This window comes from Labrys sp. Lb11 (assembly GCF_057554225.1).
Genome location: NZ_BAAJOT010000006.1, coordinates 555,518 through 570,457 on the forward strand (window position 1 = coordinate 555,518; position 14,940 = coordinate 570,457).

The 14,940-nt window shown below is 65.9% G+C and carries 12 protein-coding genes and 2 pseudogenes; 10 read left to right on the top strand and 4 right to left on the bottom strand.

Annotated elements, in window-relative coordinates; all coding sequences use genetic code 11:
- Positions 1–9 precede the first annotated feature (9 nt).
- From AC27L4_RS24685 to ssb, 3 genes are all read left to right on the top strand, one after another.
- The gene (locus tag AC27L4_RS24685; protein WP_487145149.1) at positions 10–645 is read left to right on the top strand and encodes a 4'-phosphopantetheinyl transferase family protein; all 636 of its coding nucleotides are present in this window, start codon (positions 10–12) and stop codon (positions 643–645) included.
- Positions 646–883: 238 nt separating this feature from the next.
- On the top strand, positions 884–1,945 hold the full coding sequence (locus AC27L4_RS24690) for a putative molybdenum carrier protein (protein WP_487145150.1): 1,062 nt from the start codon (positions 884–886) through the stop codon (positions 1,943–1,945).
- Between the two features lie 219 nt (positions 1,946–2,164).
- The gene (gene ssb, locus AC27L4_RS24695; RefSeq protein ID WP_487145152.1) at positions 2,165–2,677 is read left to right on the top strand and encodes a single-stranded DNA-binding protein; all 513 of its coding nucleotides are present in this window, start codon (positions 2,165–2,167) and stop codon (positions 2,675–2,677) included.
- Between the two features lie 368 nt (positions 2,678–3,045).
- On the opposite strand, the gene AC27L4_RS24700 is transcribed toward ssb, so the two are convergent.
- Both AC27L4_RS24700 and AC27L4_RS24705 read right to left on the bottom strand, forming a co-directional pair.
- Positions 3,046–4,092: an IS110 family RNA-guided transposase gene (locus tag AC27L4_RS24700; protein WP_487144531.1), complete on the bottom strand. Its 1,047-nt coding sequence runs from the start codon at positions 4,090–4,092 to the stop codon at positions 3,046–3,048.
- Between the two features lie 111 nt (positions 4,093–4,203).
- Positions 4,204–5,016, bottom strand: a pseudogene (locus AC27L4_RS24705) (IS5 family transposase).
- Between the two features lie 314 nt (positions 5,017–5,330).
- Here AC27L4_RS24705 and AC27L4_RS24710 point away from each other — a divergent pair.
- Positions 5,331–5,951: a hypothetical protein gene (locus AC27L4_RS24710; RefSeq protein WP_487145153.1), complete on the top strand. Its 621-nt coding sequence runs from the start codon at positions 5,331–5,333 to the stop codon at positions 5,949–5,951.
- 160 nt (positions 5,952–6,111) lie between these two features.
- Positions 6,112–7,338 carry an ISAzo13 family transposase gene (locus AC27L4_RS24715; RefSeq protein WP_487145154.1) on the top strand — a complete coding sequence of 409 codons (1,227 nt, stop codon included), beginning with the start codon at positions 6,112–6,114 and terminating at the stop codon, positions 7,336–7,338.
- 264 nt (positions 7,339–7,602) lie between these two features.
- Here AC27L4_RS24715 and AC27L4_RS24720 read toward each other — a convergent pair.
- Positions 7,603–8,732 (bottom strand): annotated as a pseudogene (locus tag AC27L4_RS24720) (IS5 family transposase).
- 187 nt (positions 8,733–8,919) lie between these two features.
- Entirely contained in the window at positions 8,920–9,552 is a 633-nt protein-coding gene (locus AC27L4_RS24725) for a MarC family protein (protein WP_487145155.1), read from the bottom strand.
- Positions 9,553–9,878: 326 nt separating this feature from the next.
- On the opposite strand from AC27L4_RS24725, the gene AC27L4_RS24730 reads away from it, so the two are divergent.
- From AC27L4_RS24730 to tgt, 5 genes are all read left to right on the top strand, one after another.
- Positions 9,879–11,585: a lysine--tRNA ligase gene (locus AC27L4_RS24730; protein WP_487145156.1), complete on the top strand. Its 1,707-nt coding sequence runs from the start codon at positions 9,879–9,881 to the stop codon at positions 11,583–11,585.
- 142 nt (positions 11,586–11,727) lie between these two features.
- On the top strand, positions 11,728–12,198 hold the full coding sequence (locus tag AC27L4_RS24735; protein ID WP_487145157.1) for a peptidylprolyl isomerase: 471 nt from the start codon (positions 11,728–11,730) through the stop codon (positions 12,196–12,198).
- Between the two features lie 13 nt (positions 12,199–12,211).
- Positions 12,212–12,667: a DMT family transporter gene (locus AC27L4_RS24740; RefSeq protein ID WP_487145159.1), complete on the top strand. Its 456-nt coding sequence runs from the start codon at positions 12,212–12,214 to the stop codon at positions 12,665–12,667.
- Complete coding sequence (gene queA, locus AC27L4_RS24745) at positions 12,667–13,728, top strand: tRNA preQ1(34) S-adenosylmethionine ribosyltransferase-isomerase QueA (RefSeq protein WP_487145160.1); 1,062 nt, start codon at positions 12,667–12,669, stop codon at positions 13,726–13,728. Before AC27L4_RS24740 ends, queA begins: the two co-directional genes overlap by 1 nt.
- Positions 13,725–14,855 (top strand): tRNA guanosine(34) transglycosylase Tgt, encoded by a 1,131-nt coding sequence (gene tgt, locus AC27L4_RS24750; RefSeq protein WP_487145161.1) that lies wholly within the window; start codon positions 13,725–13,727, stop codon positions 14,853–14,855. The genes queA and tgt overlap by 4 nt, the downstream gene beginning before the upstream one ends.
- Positions 14,856–14,940 lie beyond the last annotated feature (85 nt).

Sequence of the window (14,940 nt, forward strand, 5' to 3'; positions counted from 1 at the left end):
CGGCATGCCATGTGCCGGCCAAATGTCGAGGAGATCCTGCGGATCGGCGGGGCCGTCGCCGTCCTGGCGTATCGGGCGGGCGGGACAGGCCCGGCCACGGCGGCGGAGCGCATCGCGGCGGCAGCGGCGGCGTTGCGCCAGGCGACGGGACGCGGCGACATCGTCATCGGCAGGCGGGCCAGCGGGCGTCCGCGCCTGGAGCCGCCTTATCCCGAGCTCGGGGTATCGCTGTCGCATCGCGGCAGCATGCTGATCGTCGCCTTCGCGCCGGATGGTCCGGTGGGCGTCGACCTGGAGATCGAAGGCACCGGCAGCCTTGCCGATCCCCTGCGTTTTGCCCGGGATCACTACGCCGCAGGCGAAGCCGCGGCGATGCGGCGTCTCGACCGGACGGAGGCTCGCGACCTCTGCCACCGGCTCTGGGTGGCCAAGGAGGCGGCGCTGAAGGTCTCCGGCCGCGGCATTTATGACGGCCTGGCCGAACCGGACTTTACGACCTGTCTCGACACGCTGCGGCAGGGCGGCGTGGCGGCCTTGCCGGCGTGCCGGCGCCTGCCCCCGCTGCGCATCGGCGTCCGTCTGCTGGAGCGCCCGCTGGCCGGACGGGTCTATTGCGCCTTGGCCTGCGCTCCCCTGGCGGAATGAACCGGCGAGGGCGGCGGGGAGAAGCCCCTGTCGGGTTCCGGGGGCGGGCGGGGCAAGGGCATCCTGAACCGAGCCGACGATGGCGAATGGAGCGTTGCCGTACAGCGACGCCAGATGACGGTGCTGTCGGCAATACGAGATAGGGTGATCGAGGCGCCGTATCTGGAATTGGCCCACGGCTTTCGATACGACGGGTGGGAACGCCCCTGACGAAAGCATCCTGACTCCCATCCCTGTCATGACCAACAAGGGGAAAGCCCGTCCCATCCTCACCGTCATGGCCGAGTTCGGCCTGGGACCCTTCTTGTGGCACAATCGCAGCGGCGACGACCGGGCCGGAGTCGGCGGAAACTGCTGTGACTCCGTCTGGTGCTGCGGCAGGCATCCCATGTCTGAGGAATTGCTGGAGGCATTCCGAGCCTGGGTTGACGATTACGAAACTGCGCCTTGGAGCAAGGGGACACTGGTCGACCCCGCCGATCCGGAAAGCGGTTATGTCGAGCAGCCGCAATTGATCTTGGACTGGGACGATTTCAACGCGCGCGGTTTCGAGCTCGCCAAGCGGCTGAAGGCTGAGGTGGGTTCCGGGTTCCGTGTTGTTTACGACAGTCCCATGGAAGACCCCACACATGGTCGCGCAGAGCGCCGCGAAGTGATCGATGACGGCTCCGTCGTCCTTCTTCCGTCCCGCGCCGAGCTGTGCCGTGATCCACTGCGCTGCCTCATCACCCGCGTCGTTTCAGGTGGCCAGACCGGTGCCGATCGAGCCGCGCTCGACTGGGCGATGCAGCAGAAATTCGGCGTGGGCGGATGGTGTCCGAAGGGCAGGATCGCGGAAGATGGCGTGATCGATGCGCGCTATCCGCTCCGTGAAGCCGACACGGGTGGCTATCGGCATCGGACGAGACTGAACGTCCAGGACAGCGACGGCACGCTGATCGTCAACCTGGGGGACATCGACGGTGGTACCCTCGCCACCGAGGCCTTTGCCCGCAAGATCGGCAAGCCCCACCTTGTCGTGCAGCTCGACTCCGGCATCTCTGCTGGAATTTGCACCGCGGTCATGGCGTGGCTCCGCAGGTATCCCATCCATATCCTCAACGTGGCCGGCCCACGCGAAAGCAAGCGGCCGGGCATTTATCACCTGACCCGCAAGCTGCTCGGTTCCGTGAATGTCCTGAGCCTGCGCGAGGGGCGGAAGTTACAGAGGGCTTCCCATGGGCATGGGCAGCGACAAGCCGCTCATGCCGGGCGCGGGTGGCGGAAGTTTCTGGGAGCGTCCCACGGCCCAAGGCCGTGACGGCGCGCCTTTCGGAGAAACTCGGCCGTATCCTTCGCCGATCGACGCGGCGGGCCTCGGCGTCCGGGGTTGCGTTTCCGGAACAAATATGGAACAAACATTGCTGGGGATAAGCCCGGCCGCCCGCAGCGCGGCGTGATAGGACAGGCGAGGAGTGGCGGGGAGGGCGTCGCGGCGTGAGGCCGGGCGTTTCCGCCTTGGCGAAGGAAAGGATTTGGGATGTCGGGTTCCGTGAACAAGGTCATTCTGGTGGGCAATCTCGGCCGGGATCCCGAGGTGCGGCGGCTGAACTCCGGCGAGCCGGTGGTCAACCTTCGGCTGGCCACCACGGAAAGCTGGCGCGACAAGGCCACGGGCGAGCGCAAGGAGCGCACCGAATGGCACAATGTCGTGATCTTCAACGAGGCGCTGGCCAAGATCGCCGAGCAGTATCTGAAGAAGGGCTCGACGGTTTACATCGAAGGCCAGCTGCAGACCCGCAAATACACCGACCAGAGCGGCCAGGAGAAATACTCCACCGAAGTGGTGCTGCAGCGCTATCGCGGCGAGATGACGCTGCTCGGCGGCCGCAGCCAGGGCCAGGGCTCCGGTGACGGCGACCGCGACCGCGACTATGCCGGTTCGGATTTCGGCTCGTCCAGCCCGATGGAGCGCCGCCCGGCCCCGTCCTCCGGCGGCGGGGGCGGCGGCAAGTACTCCTCCTCCAACATGGACGACGAGATCCCGTTCTAGCAAAGAATGGGTTACGTTTTGTAAACTAAGAAACTTAACCCACTACTATCACACGCTTTTTAGTTGACAAGCAACTTAGAGTCTTCTCTGATTGGGGTCGTTGAGGTTAAGCTGCTCGTTCTGATTTCTCCGGCTTGTGTCGCTCCCGTGGGTCACACGCTTCTCTTCGCGGTCGACGCTTGGCCGCTGCATGATGGGGTCAGAAGGGCGAGGCGTCTCAATCTGTTTCACGACCTTGCAGGTTTGCCCCTGCAGGCTCTGGACTCTCAACGAGATCGCCTTGCCCATCGTCCCCACGGGACGATCCGGTTCACCCTTGATGCGGGTTCATGCGTGGTGTTGTGTCCTCCTGTTTCAGCACTGCGGCGTCATGCTGCGACCGGGGCGCCATTGGCAGGGTCTTTGCCGAAACGGAACTCCACACCGTCGCTCCACATGCGGTGGAGGATGACGGCGAGCTTGCGGGCGACCGCGACGCGGGCGCGGGCCATGCCGCGATGCCTGGCGATCTTCGTCCCCCAGGCGCGCAGGCTCGACCATTTCCGGCTGCGCACCAGCAGCGTGTGCGCCGCCTCATAGAGTGCCGTGCGGGCGAGTTCGTCGCCGCAACGGCTGATCTTGCCCTGGATGTCGGTTTCGCCGGACTGGTAGCGCGCCGGGGTCAGGCCGAGATGGGCGCCGACGTCGCGCGAGCGCCTGAACCGGTCGGGCCGGTCGATCGTCGCCCGAAAGGCGAGCGCGGTGATCGGGCCGACGCCCGGAACGCTCATCAGCCGCCGGCAGACCTCCTCCTTCCTGACGAGATCCAGGACCTGCCTGGTCAGACCGGCGAGCGCGGTCAGCATGCCGGACAGCACAGCCAGAAGCGGCTCGACGAGTGGCATCACCAGCGGGTCGCCCTCGGCCAACTCGCGCACGCGGCCAGCGAAGGCTGGACGCGAAGGGGTGCCGAGCTTGAGGCCGGCCTCGCGCAGGATCGCCCGCACCACATTCTCGATCGAGCGCATCTCGCCCAGGACCGTGCGGCGCGCCACCAAAAGCGAACGCCACAGTCGGCACTGGCGGCTCTTGACGTGAACCTGCCGGAACCAGCCCGTCCGCATGATCTGCGCCAAAGCGCGGGCGTCGTTGCGGTCGGTCTTGTTGGGCATCGTCTTCATCGCCGCATTGGCCTGGCGCGTCTCGATGCAGATCGCCGGCAAGCCCGCCGCGCGCAGACCGTCGTGAAGCCAGGCCGTCAGCGAGCAGGCTTCCAGGCCGATGCGCTCCAGCGGCAGGCCGATCTGGTTCAGCGCCGCGGCCAGCGCGTCAGGCTCGCTCGCCGCGCGCGCCTCCTTCACGATCCGGCCCGTTCCATCCACAACGCAGATCGCGGTCTCTTCCAGCGAAACGTCCAGTCCGGCATAGTATTCCATGGCTGCTCCTTCCCGATGCTTGTGGCCGATCAACACGGACCACGTTCCAACATCCCGAACGGAGCAGCCACCCTCAGGCCGAGACCCCAATCATCCCATCTGACTCGAAACTCAGGCACGTCGCGCGATCCTGCGAAGGAGGAGCATGACGGCGGCGGCGTAGAGGAAAGCTGTGGCGGAGGCGAGTGTGGCTTCGAAATCCTTGGCGAGGCGGCGATTGCGGTTGATCCATGCGAGGAAGCGCTCGACCACCCAACGACGTGGGAGCACGGCGAAGCCGACCTGATCGGGCAGTTTGCGCACGATCTCGACGACGATGCGCGTGGCTTCGGCGACCCGTTCGCCGGCATAGGCACTATCGGCGAAGACGCGTTCGACAAAGGGGAAGGCCCGGCGCGAGGCTTTCAGCAACGGCACCGCGCCGTCGCGGTCCTGGGTATCGGCGGCATGGATCTGCATCACAAGGGCGCGCCCGTCGGTATCGACCATGACGTGGCGCTTGCGGCCTTTGATCTTCTTTCCTGCATCGAAGCCGCGCGGGCCGCCGGCCTCCGTCGTCTTGACGCTCTGGCTGTCCACGATGGCGGCAGATGGGCTGGCATCTCGGCCGTCCGCTTCACGATCGAGCATCAGGAGATGGTGGTTGAGGCTCTCCTACAGGCCGCTGTCGCGGAACCGGACGAACCAGCGATAGGCGGTCTGATGGGGCGGAAAGTGCTCCGGCAGCATGCGCCATGAGACGCCACCGCGCAGCACATAGAACAAGGCATTGACGATTTCGCGCATCGGCCACCGCCGCGGACGCCCGGTCTCGGCGGGGATCGACAGGAGCGGAGCCAGAAGCTCCCATTCCTGATCGGTGAGGTCGCTGCCATAACGCAAATGATCCCGGGCATGCTGCGCCCGGGTGGTCTTGGTCCACATGAGGGGTCCAGGGAGGGTGGGATTCCTCCATAGATTCCATCAGCTTGCGATTTTTCAAGACCCACCCAGGCCGGTTTCGAGACAGCCTCGAGCCTCTTCACTTCCCGTTGCGTTTATTGTACAAGGAAACTCTCATATAAGTTGAGACAGCAGCTCTATTCCTGAAATCAGCGTACACGCAGTGCAAGTATCAAAAGGCGGTTGGCCATGGCGGTCGGTCGCGATGCAGCCTACCCCCGCTACGCGCGGGGCTTCGGAAGCAACATTGGCCAACAAGCAATTCCACGACGATTCGTTGATATTGGAGAACGAGCATGGACGTGACCGTAACTCGGGACGAGTTCTATAATGCGAACCTCGCTCTAAATTGGCTAGATTCAGAGAGAGAGTCGATAGTCAATGCGATTGATAGCGTAAAGCCCTCTTCGGTTGTCATGACGGATTGGCTCCTTGATAGCCCGGCAAACGTGGCCATCCTTATGAAAGAGGTGGCGGCCCAAGCAGTAAGGCACGATGCACCAGAAGGTGTTGTTGAAGGCCTAATGGTTTTTGTAAGGAAAACGTCTTCGGGTTCTGGCAAATTGTCTGAAGAAAAACATGTCGTTGACACTCTTCGATCATTGAAAGGGGAGAAAAACATTAAGGAAATTGAAAGGGCTATTACCAACGCTGTGAATACATCTCCATCCGAGTTATCTACTTCGATATTGCAATCCATGGCAAATCAGATATCTGGAGATGACGAAAACAATAATGTAGTCATAATGTCAGACCAAAAATTCCGTAAGCCATTTCCTGGAGGAGGTTCGGGAACTGACTCTGGAATAACCCCGCATATTCCGTGTTGTTCTATTTTTTGCCGTCTTTGCTTGTCTGAGGGCATCGTTGGGTGCGCGATATGCTGCTTGATCGGCCAAGGTATCTGCATGTTGTAATAGCCGCTGTTCCTGCCACCTTTCGGCGAAGGGCTACACAAAAAGCGGCTTCGGAGCAGTGAACCGTATCTTAGGGGCCGGAAGGGAATAGGCGAATCGGTTGGGCTTTTTGGTGATGTCGTGGGATTCCTGTCGGAGGCAGAGTGTCGTATCGTAGGGAATGATTGACGAAGTTTCCCTGCGCAAGCGCCAGTCTGCGCTTCTGCGGCACCTTGACGAACGGCAACGGCGGTTGTTTGCGGCCAGCGAGGCGAAGGCGGCCGGTCATGGCGGCATAGCGGCGGTTTCGCGTGTGACGGGCATCGCGCCGAGTACGATCGGGCGCGGGTTGAAGGACATCGCGGCTCCTGCGTCCCTGCCGGAAGGTCGCGTTCGTCGCCCGGGCGGCGGACGCAAGTCACTGGTTGAGAAAGCCCCCCAGTTGCTCCTTGATCTGCTGGGGCTGGTCGAGCCGGGCGCGCGCGGGGATCCGATGTCGCCGCTGCGCTGGACCTGCAAGAGCACCCGTCGCTTGGCCGCTCAACTCGGGGAACTCGGCCACAAAGTCAGCCACACGGTGGTCGGAGAGTTGCTGAAGGCGGAAAAGTTCAGCTTGCAGGCCAATCGCAAAACCCTGGAAGGCGCGGACCATCCCGACCGCGACGCTCAGTTCCAAGTGGTCAACGCCGCGGTCAAGACCGCTTTGGCGGACCAGCAGCCGGTCATCTCGGTCGATACGAAGAAGAAGGAACTGGTCGGCGACTTCAAGAACGCCGGCCGGGAATGGCGGCCCCGAGGCGATCCCGAGACGGTGCGCGTGCACGACTTTCTCATCCAGGAACTGGGGCGCGCCATTCCCTATGGCGTTTACGACCTCGCCGCCAACGCGGGCTGGGTGAGTGTCGGCATGGACAATGACACCGCGGCTTTCGCCGCGCAGACCATCCGCCGATGGTGGCGGGAGGTCGGCTGCTGTCGCTATCCCCTGGCCAGGCGCCTGGTCATCACCGCCGATGGTGGCGGCAGCAACGCCTCGCGCGGACGCCTTTGGAAGCTTGAATTGCAACGCCTCGCCGATGAACTGGGTCTCTCGATCGAAGTGCACCACCTCCCGCCGGGAACAAGCAAGTGGAACAAGATCGAGCACCGCCTGTTCTCGTTCATCGCCCAAAATTGGCGCGCGCACCCCCTCGTCAGCTATCGCGTCATCGTCGATCTGATCGCCTCGACAACCACGAAGACCGGGTTGACGGTCCTGTGTGAACTCGACACCAACACATATCCCAAAGGCATCGCCGTCTCCGACGCCGACTGGCAAAACATCAACATCCGCCGCCACGATTTCCACGGCGAATGGAATTATACAATCGACCCATCAACCCAAATACCAGAAGCGATTATTTCCTGACAGGACCTTAGGTTCAGATACCTCATTTAATTCTGGCAAAGAGGGACTGGAAATGTAAACTTTGTCTGCTGAAAAGCGGCGTCCGGAGCGGTGTTGTTTACATTTTTTGATGGCCATCCGCGCCATGCGGTTTGGAACCCCAAGAAGCTAGCAGGCTGCTGAAAATCGTTCAGCGTGACCGCCGATCATCGCGATGGGCGCGATTTTTTGACGAATTGCAGCCGGATATGGCCTGATCGCGGGGATTTCAGCGGTCATCTTGGCCTATTGACCTCCCTGAAGACACACTTCGCCCGTCGAACCGATCAATTTGGGAAGACGAAGGATGTTGTAGGCGGCAAGAGCAAAGGTGAAGACCGCCTTCACCTTGGCCAATCCGCGCACCTTGAGCTGGGTCAGCCCGGCCGTCGTCTTGATCCAACCGAAGATTTCCTCGATCCGCTTGCGGCAGCGCAGGCTGATCGCATAGCCGGTGCTTGCCGCAACCTGCGGCGGCACCGCCGTCTTGCGGACCTTGCCGGTCTTGCTCACCGCGCCGTTGATCGACACGTGCGGCACGAGGTTCCTGGCCTTCAGCTCCTCGACGAACTCTTCCACGTCGTAGCCCTTGTCGGCGCCCAGCGTCGCGCCGGCGTCAAGGCTCATGCTCATCCGGCTCGCCGCCTCGCGCTCGCCCGTGCTGGTCGCATGCGTCACCGTGCCGTCACCGTGCCGTCCACCGCAAGGCCATTGCGGTTCTCCATCAGCGCGTGGCCCAGATAGGCCAGCCGGCTCTCCTGGCCATTGCCCTTGCGGTACAGACGCGCATCCGGGTCCGTCGTCGAGACATGCGTTTCGTTCGAGCGCTTCTCCTTGCGAAAGTTGCGCTCGCCGTTGCGCCCGCCTTCCGGCGGCTCGTCCGATCCGTCCTTGGCCCGAAAGCTCTTCATCGAGGCGAACGCCTTCAGCATCGTGCCGTCGACCGAAAAATGCTCCGCGCTCAACAGCTTCCTGACCGCCGGCTGCGACAGCAGCGCCGACAGGAAACCCTGCGCGACCTCCGTCGTCAGCAACCGGTCCCGGTTCTTCGAAAACGACGAGGCATCCCACACCGCCTCATCGATCCCCAGCCCAACGAACCAGCGGAACAACAGGTCGTAGTCCAGCCGCTCCATCAACTGACGTTCCGACCGGATCGAATACAGCATCTGCAGCAGGACCGCCCGCAGCATCCGCTCCGGCGCAATCGACGGCCGACCCGTCTTCGCATAAAGCCCCGCAAACGCCCCATCCAGCGCCGCGAGCGACGCGTTCACCAACTCGGGCATCGCCCGTAGCGGGTGGCGTGCCGGAACCCGGGCCTCCAGGTCGACATACGAAAACAGCGCCCCGGTCCGCTCATCCCCTCCGCGCATCCAAATCAGTCCTGCTGCTGCCCTCCCGGATAGAATCACCCCTGCCATCAAAAAAACAGTGCGTTTTTCAGCAGCCTGCTAGGCCTCTCTCTCTCAGTTTACACTCCAGACTTCCCTATTACCGTTCTGAGGCCGGCTGCCGGCACGCGGACCGAGGACACTCCGTCGCAGCTCTTCGTCGCCTCGGCTATCCCGCTGCGGCGGCCCGCACGCCGTCCACCACGAACTGCACAGCCAGCGCCGCGACGATGATGCCGAGCAGGCGCGTCAGCACCGCATTGCCGGTGACGCCGAGCAGGCGGTTGATCGGCGCCGCCGCCTGGAAGACGGCGTAGCAGCAGAGCGTGGTGACGGCGATCAGCAGCAGCAGGCAGGCCAGCAGCAGCGGATCGCCGCCGGCCTGCGCCGACAGCAGCATGGTCGCGGTGATGGCGCCCGGCCCGGCCATCATCGGGATCGCCAGGGGAAAGACGGCGACGTTGGAGATGTGGTCCTTGGTGATCGCGATCTCGGCGGTGTTCGCCTTGCGCTCGCTGCGCCGCTCGAACACCATCTCGAAGGCGATCCAGAACAGCAGCAGCCCGCCGGCGATGCGGAAGGCCGGCGGGGTGATGCCGAGCAGGCGCAGGAACGGCTCGCCGACCAGCGCGAAGAAGGCGAGGACGCCGGTGGCGATCACCGCGGCGCGCCAGGCGACGGAGCGGCGCTGCGCCACCGTCATGCCCGGCGTCACGCCCAGGAAGATCGGTCCCAGCCCCGGCGGGTCGACCACCACCAGGAGCGTCACCGCGGCGGCGGCGAGATAGTCGACGAGAGGCATGCGGCGATCTTCCGATGCGGGAGGGGGTCCATCATGTCGCGGCTCCGTGACGGCCGCAATCGCCGCTTGCCTGCGGACGCGGCGTGCGGTTTCGGACCATGCCGGGGCCGTCGTCGTCGCGGCCGCAGCGGGGCGGCGCGCGGAATTGCGGCGCGCGGCGCTGCATTTGGCGCATTGACGCCTTCATCCGCCCTGACTAAGGCATCCCACGCGGGCGGAGCGTCTTGCATGCGGTGACGGGCGCGCCCGGCCCAGGCCGGGGGCGCGAGGCCCGTATCGACCGTCCGCGGACGACGCCCCCGCGTTTTCCCTTCAGGAGACCCGCCATGCCCGACCACTTTCCCGCCGAGCTCGTCGCGGCCGCCAGCACCTCGGCCGCCTGGCCGTTCGAGGAGGCGCGGAAACTCGTGGCGCGGGTGGAGAAACGTGGCGGCGACCGGCAGGAGGTGCTGTTCGAGACCGGCTACGGGCCTTCGGGCCTGCCGCATATCGGCACCTTCGGCGAGGTGGCGCGCACGACCATGGTGCGCCATGCCTTCAACGTGCTCACCGACGGGCGCTATTCCAGCAAGCTCCTGTGCTTCTCCGACGACATGGACGGCATGCGCAAGGTGCCCGACAACGTGCCGTCGCCGGAGATGCTGCGCGGCCATCTCGGCAAGCCGCTCACCAAGGTGCCGGACCCGTTCGGCAAGTATGAGAGCTTCGGCCACCACAACAACGCCATGCTGCGGCGTTTCCTCGACACGTTCGGCTTCGACTACGAGTTCGCCAGCGCCACCGAGTACTATGCCGCCGGCCGGCTCGACGAGAAGCTGCTGGTCATGCTGGAGCGCTATGACGACGTCATGGCGATCATGCTGCCGACGCTGCGCGAGGAGCGGCGCAAGACCTATGCGCCCTTCCTGCCGGTGCATCCGGAGACCGGCATCGTCATGCAGGTGCCGATCGAGGAACGCCATGCCGCGCGCGGCACCATCGTGTGGACCGACCCGGCCACCGGCAAGCGCTTCGAGACCGTCGTCACCGGCGGCCATGCCAAGGCGCAGTGGAAGCCGGACTGGGCCCTGCGCTGGGCCGCGCTCGGCGTCGACTACGAGATGTCCGGCAAGGACCACATCGACAACGTCCGCATCTCCAGCCAGATCTGCAAGGTCCTGGGCGGCACGCCGCCGGACGGCTTCAACTACGAGCTGTTCCTGGACGAGACCGGCCAGAAGATCTCCAAGTCGAAGGGCAACGGCCTGACCATCGACGAGTGGCTGACCTATGCCAGCCCCGAGAGCCTGGCGCAGTTCATGTACCAGAAGCCCCGCGAGGCCAAGAAGCTGTACTTCGACGTCATCCCGCGCACCGCCGACGAATATCTGCAGTTCCTCGGCAGCTATGAGCGGCAGGACTGGAAGAACCGGCTCGGCAACCCGGTCTGGCACATCCACGGCGGCAATCCGCCGGCGCCCGAGACCATCGGCGGGGAGGGGGAGCGCACCAGCGTCTCCTTCGGCCTGCTGCTCAACCTCGTGGCCGTGGCCAACGCCGAGACCAGGGACGTGCTGTGGGGCTTCCTCAAGCGCTACGCGCCCGGCGCCTCGCCGGAGAGCCATCCCCGGCTCGACGCCCTGGTCGGCTACGCCATCCGCTACTTCCGCGATTTCGTGAAGCCGGCCAAGCAGTACCATGTGCCGAACGCCGAGGAGCGCCGGGCCCTGGAGGCCCTGTCCACGGCGCTCGCCGCGCTGCCGGCGCATGCCGACGCGGCGGCGATCCAGGAGGCGGTCTACGATGTCGGCCGGGCCCAGCCGTCCTACCAGGACTTCAAGGCCAAGGGCGCGACGCCCGAGCGGCCGGGCGTGTCGCTGGAATGGTTCAACACGCTCTACCGCATCCTGCTCGGCGAGCAGCGGGGGCCGCGCTTCGGCTCCTTCGCCGCCATCTACGGCATCCCCGAAACCCGCGCCCTGATCGCCAAGGCGCTGTCCGGCGAACTCATCGCCGAGCAGGAGGCGTTCGTGGCGTCGCTGAAGCAGGCCTGAGGCCGGCTGCCGGGCCGGCAGCGGGGCTCCGCCTCGCAGAGCAGCCGCGGCCCCGCGCCGCCGGCCCTTCCATCGCCGGGCAGTTCGGCCTATCTAGCCGGTCGAGCTGCCTTCCCGATACGCCGACACAACAGGAGCCATCATGGCCGCCGATCCCGAAAACACGATCATCATGGAAACCACCAAGGGCCGCGTCGTCATCGAGCTGCGGCCCGATCTGGCGCCCAAGCATGTCGAGCGCATCAAGCAGCTGGCGCGCGAGAAGTTCTATGACGGCATCGTCTTCCACCGCGTCATCGACGGCTTCATGGCCCAGGTCGGCTGCCCGCACGGCACCGGCACCGGCGGCTCCAAGCACCCGAACCTGCCGGCCGAGTTCAACGCCGAGCCGCATGTGCGCGGCGTCTGCTCGATGGCCCGGGCGCAGAGCCCGAACTCGGCCAACTCCCAGTTCTTCATCGTGTTCGACGACGCCCGCTTCCTCGACCGGCAATATACGGTCTGGGGCCAGGTGACCGAGGGCATGGAGAACGTCGACAAGATCAAGCGCGGCGAGCCGGTGCGCGATCCCGACAGCATCGTCACCCTGCGCGTCGCCGCCGACGTCGCCTGACGGCAAGCCCGCAATGCCCGCGCCGGTGCTCCTCCTCGGATTGATGGGCCTTGTGGCCGGCGGCGGCATCGCGCTGCAGGCCGCCGTCAATTCCCAGCTGGCGCGCGGCATCGGATCGCCCGTCACCGCGGCGCTGATCTCCTTCTGCGTCGGCACCGCGGTGCTGTTCACGGCGACGCTGGCGACCCGCCAGCCCTTGCCGACGCTGGAGACGGCGCGGACGCTGCCGCCCTATGTCTGGTTCGCCGGCGGCCTGCTCGGCGCCTTCTACCTGTTCAGCGCCGTCTTCCTGGTGCCTCGCCTCGGCGTGGCGGTGGTGATGTCGACGCTGATCGCCGGCCAGTTGATCATGGCGGTGGCGCTCGATCATTTCGGCTGGCCGGCCGGCATCGTCCAGGAGGTCTCGCTGGGACGCGTTGCCGGCGTCGGCCTGATGATGGCCGGTGTCCTGATGATCCGCTTCCTGTGATGCGCATCTCCGACTTCGACTTCGACCTGCCCGAGGATCGGATCGCGCTGCGCCCGGCCGAGCCGCGGGGCGCGTCGCGCCTGCTGGTCGTCCGACCCGGCGCGGCCGGCTTCGAGGACCGTCATGTCCGCGACCTGCCGGACCTGCTGGCGCCGGGCGATGCGCTGGTGTTCAACGACACGCGCGTCATCCCCGCCAGGCTGGAGGGCGTGCGCCACCGGCCCGGCGGCACCGGCGCCGCGATGGAAGCCATGCTGCACCAGCGCCTGGCGCCGGACCGCTGGAAGGCGTTCGCCCGGCCGGCCAAGCGCCTGGCGGTCGGCGACCGCATCCGCTTCGGCGAGGCCCTCGACGCCGAGGTCGAGGCCAGGGGCGAGGGGGGCGAGGTGACGCTGCGCTTCAGCCTCGCCGGTCCGGCCCTCGACCAGGCGATCGCCGTCGCCGGCCACATTCCGCTGCCGCCCTACATCGCCGGCAAGCGCCACGAGGATGCGCGCGACCGGACCGACTACCAGACCGTCTATGCCGCGGCGGACGGCGCCGTGGCCGCGCCGACGGCCGGGCTGCATGTCACGCCGGACCTGCTGCAGCGGCTCGGGGACCGGGGCGTGTCCCGGCACTTCGTCACCCTGCATGTCGGGGCCGGCACGTTCCTGCCGGTCAAGGCCGAGACGCTGGCCGAGCACCGCATGCATGCCGAGTGGGGGCAGGTGACGGCCGAGACGGCCGCCGCCCTCAATGCGGCACGGGCGCGGGGCGGGCGCATCGTCGCGGTCGGCACCACCTCGCTGCGCCTGATCGAGAGCGCGGCCGGGGAGGACGGCGTCATCGCGCCCTTCGCGGGCGAGACGGCGATCTTCATCACGCCTGGCTACCGCTTCCGCGCCACCGACGTCCTGATGACCAATTTCCACCTGCCGCGCTCGACGCTGATGGTGCTTGTCTGCGCCTTCGCCGGCTACGACCGCATGCGGCAGGCCTATGCCCACGCGATCGCCGGCGGCTACCGGTTCTATTCCTATGGCGATGCCAGCCTGCTTTTCCGGGAGGATGCGGCGTGACGACGGGTGTTTCCTTTGCCATCCATGCCACCGAAGGCGCGGCGCGCACCGGCGCGCTGACGCTCGGACGCGGCGTGGTGCGCACGCCCGCCTTCATGCCGGTCGGCACCGCGGGCACGGTGAAGGCCATGTATGCCGACCAGGTGCGAGACCTCGGCGCCGACATCATCCTCGGCAACACCTATCACCTGATGCTGCGGCCGGGCGCCGAGCGGGTCGCCGCGCTCGGCGGACTGCACGAGTTCGCGCGCTGGCCGGGACCGATCCTCACCGATTCCGGCGGGTTCCAGGTGATGTCGCTGGCCGGCCTGCGCAAGCTCGACAAGCAGGGCGTCACCTTCAAGAGCCATATCGACGGCTCGATGCATCGCCTGACGCCGGAGCGTTCCGTCGAGATCCAGACGCTGCTCGACAGCGACATCATCATGCAGCTCGACGAATGCGTGCGCCTGCCGAGCGACCGCGCCAACATCGAGCGGGCCATGCGCCTGTCGCTCGACTGGGCCGAGCGCTCCAGGGCCGCCTTCGGCTCGCAGCCGGGCAAGGCGATCTTCGGCATCGTCCAGGGCGGCGACGACAAGCGGCTTCGCATCGAATCGGCCGGGGCGCTCGCGGCCATGGACTTTCCCGGCTACGCCATCGGCGGCCTGGCGGTCGGCGAGCCGCAGGCGGTGATGCTCGACATGATCGAGACGGTGGAGCCGCACCTGCCGGCGACGAGGCCGCGCTACCTCATGGGCGTCGGCACGCCGGACGACCTGATCGAGAGCGTGGCGCGCGGGGTCGACATGTTCGACTGCGTCATGCCGACCCGGGCCGGCCGGCATGGCCTGGCGTTTTCGCGCTTCGGCAAGATCAACCTGAAGAACGCCCGCCACGCCCAGGACAAGCGCCCGCTCGACGAGGCCTCGTCCTGTCCGGCGGCGCGCGACTACAGCCGCGCCTACCTGCATCACCTGACCCGGGCCAACGAGATCCTCGGCATGATGCTGCTGACCTGGATCAACCTGGCCTATTACCAGGAACTGATGGCGGGCATCCGCGCCGCGATCGCGGCCGGGCGCTTCGCCGATTTCCGGGCCGAGGTGAAGGAGGGCTGGGAGCGCGGCGACATCGCGCCGGCGTGATCGCCGTGCCGGCCGGGCCGACCGATCACGAAACGGCGAGGCGGTGGCGCCGGCCCGGGCCATGACGCGATCGTGAGCAACGCTT

Bases quoted from the DNA above. Each gene is read 5' to 3' on its own strand.
- queA (WP_487145160.1), top strand. From the start codon at position 12,667: ATGCGCATCTCCGACTTCGACTTCGACCTGCCCGAGGATCGGATCGCG.
- AC27L4_RS24685 (WP_487145149.1), top strand. From the start codon at position 10: ATGTGCCGGCCAAATGTCGAGGAGATCCTGCGGATCGGCGGGGCCGTC.
- AC27L4_RS24700 (WP_487144531.1), bottom strand. From the start codon at position 4,092: ATGGAATACTATGCCGGACTGGACGTTTCGCTGGAAGAGACCGCGATC.
- AC27L4_RS24690 (WP_487145150.1), top strand. From the start codon at position 884: ATGACCAACAAGGGGAAAGCCCGTCCCATCCTCACCGTCATGGCCGAG.
- AC27L4_RS24740 (WP_487145159.1), top strand. From the start codon at position 12,212: ATGCCCGCGCCGGTGCTCCTCCTCGGATTGATGGGCCTTGTGGCCGGC.
- AC27L4_RS24730 (WP_487145156.1), top strand. From the start codon at position 9,879: ATGCCCGACCACTTTCCCGCCGAGCTCGTCGCGGCCGCCAGCACCTCG.
- AC27L4_RS24715 (WP_487145154.1), top strand. From the start codon at position 6,112: ATGATTGACGAAGTTTCCCTGCGCAAGCGCCAGTCTGCGCTTCTGCGG.
- AC27L4_RS24735 (WP_487145157.1), top strand. From the start codon at position 11,728: ATGGCCGCCGATCCCGAAAACACGATCATCATGGAAACCACCAAGGGC.
- ssb (WP_487145152.1), top strand. From the start codon at position 2,165: ATGTCGGGTTCCGTGAACAAGGTCATTCTGGTGGGCAATCTCGGCCGG.
- AC27L4_RS24710 (WP_487145153.1), top strand. From the start codon at position 5,331: ATGGACGTGACCGTAACTCGGGACGAGTTCTATAATGCGAACCTCGCT.
- AC27L4_RS24725 (WP_487145155.1), bottom strand. From the start codon at position 9,552: ATGCCTCTCGTCGACTATCTCGCCGCCGCCGCGGTGACGCTCCTGGTG.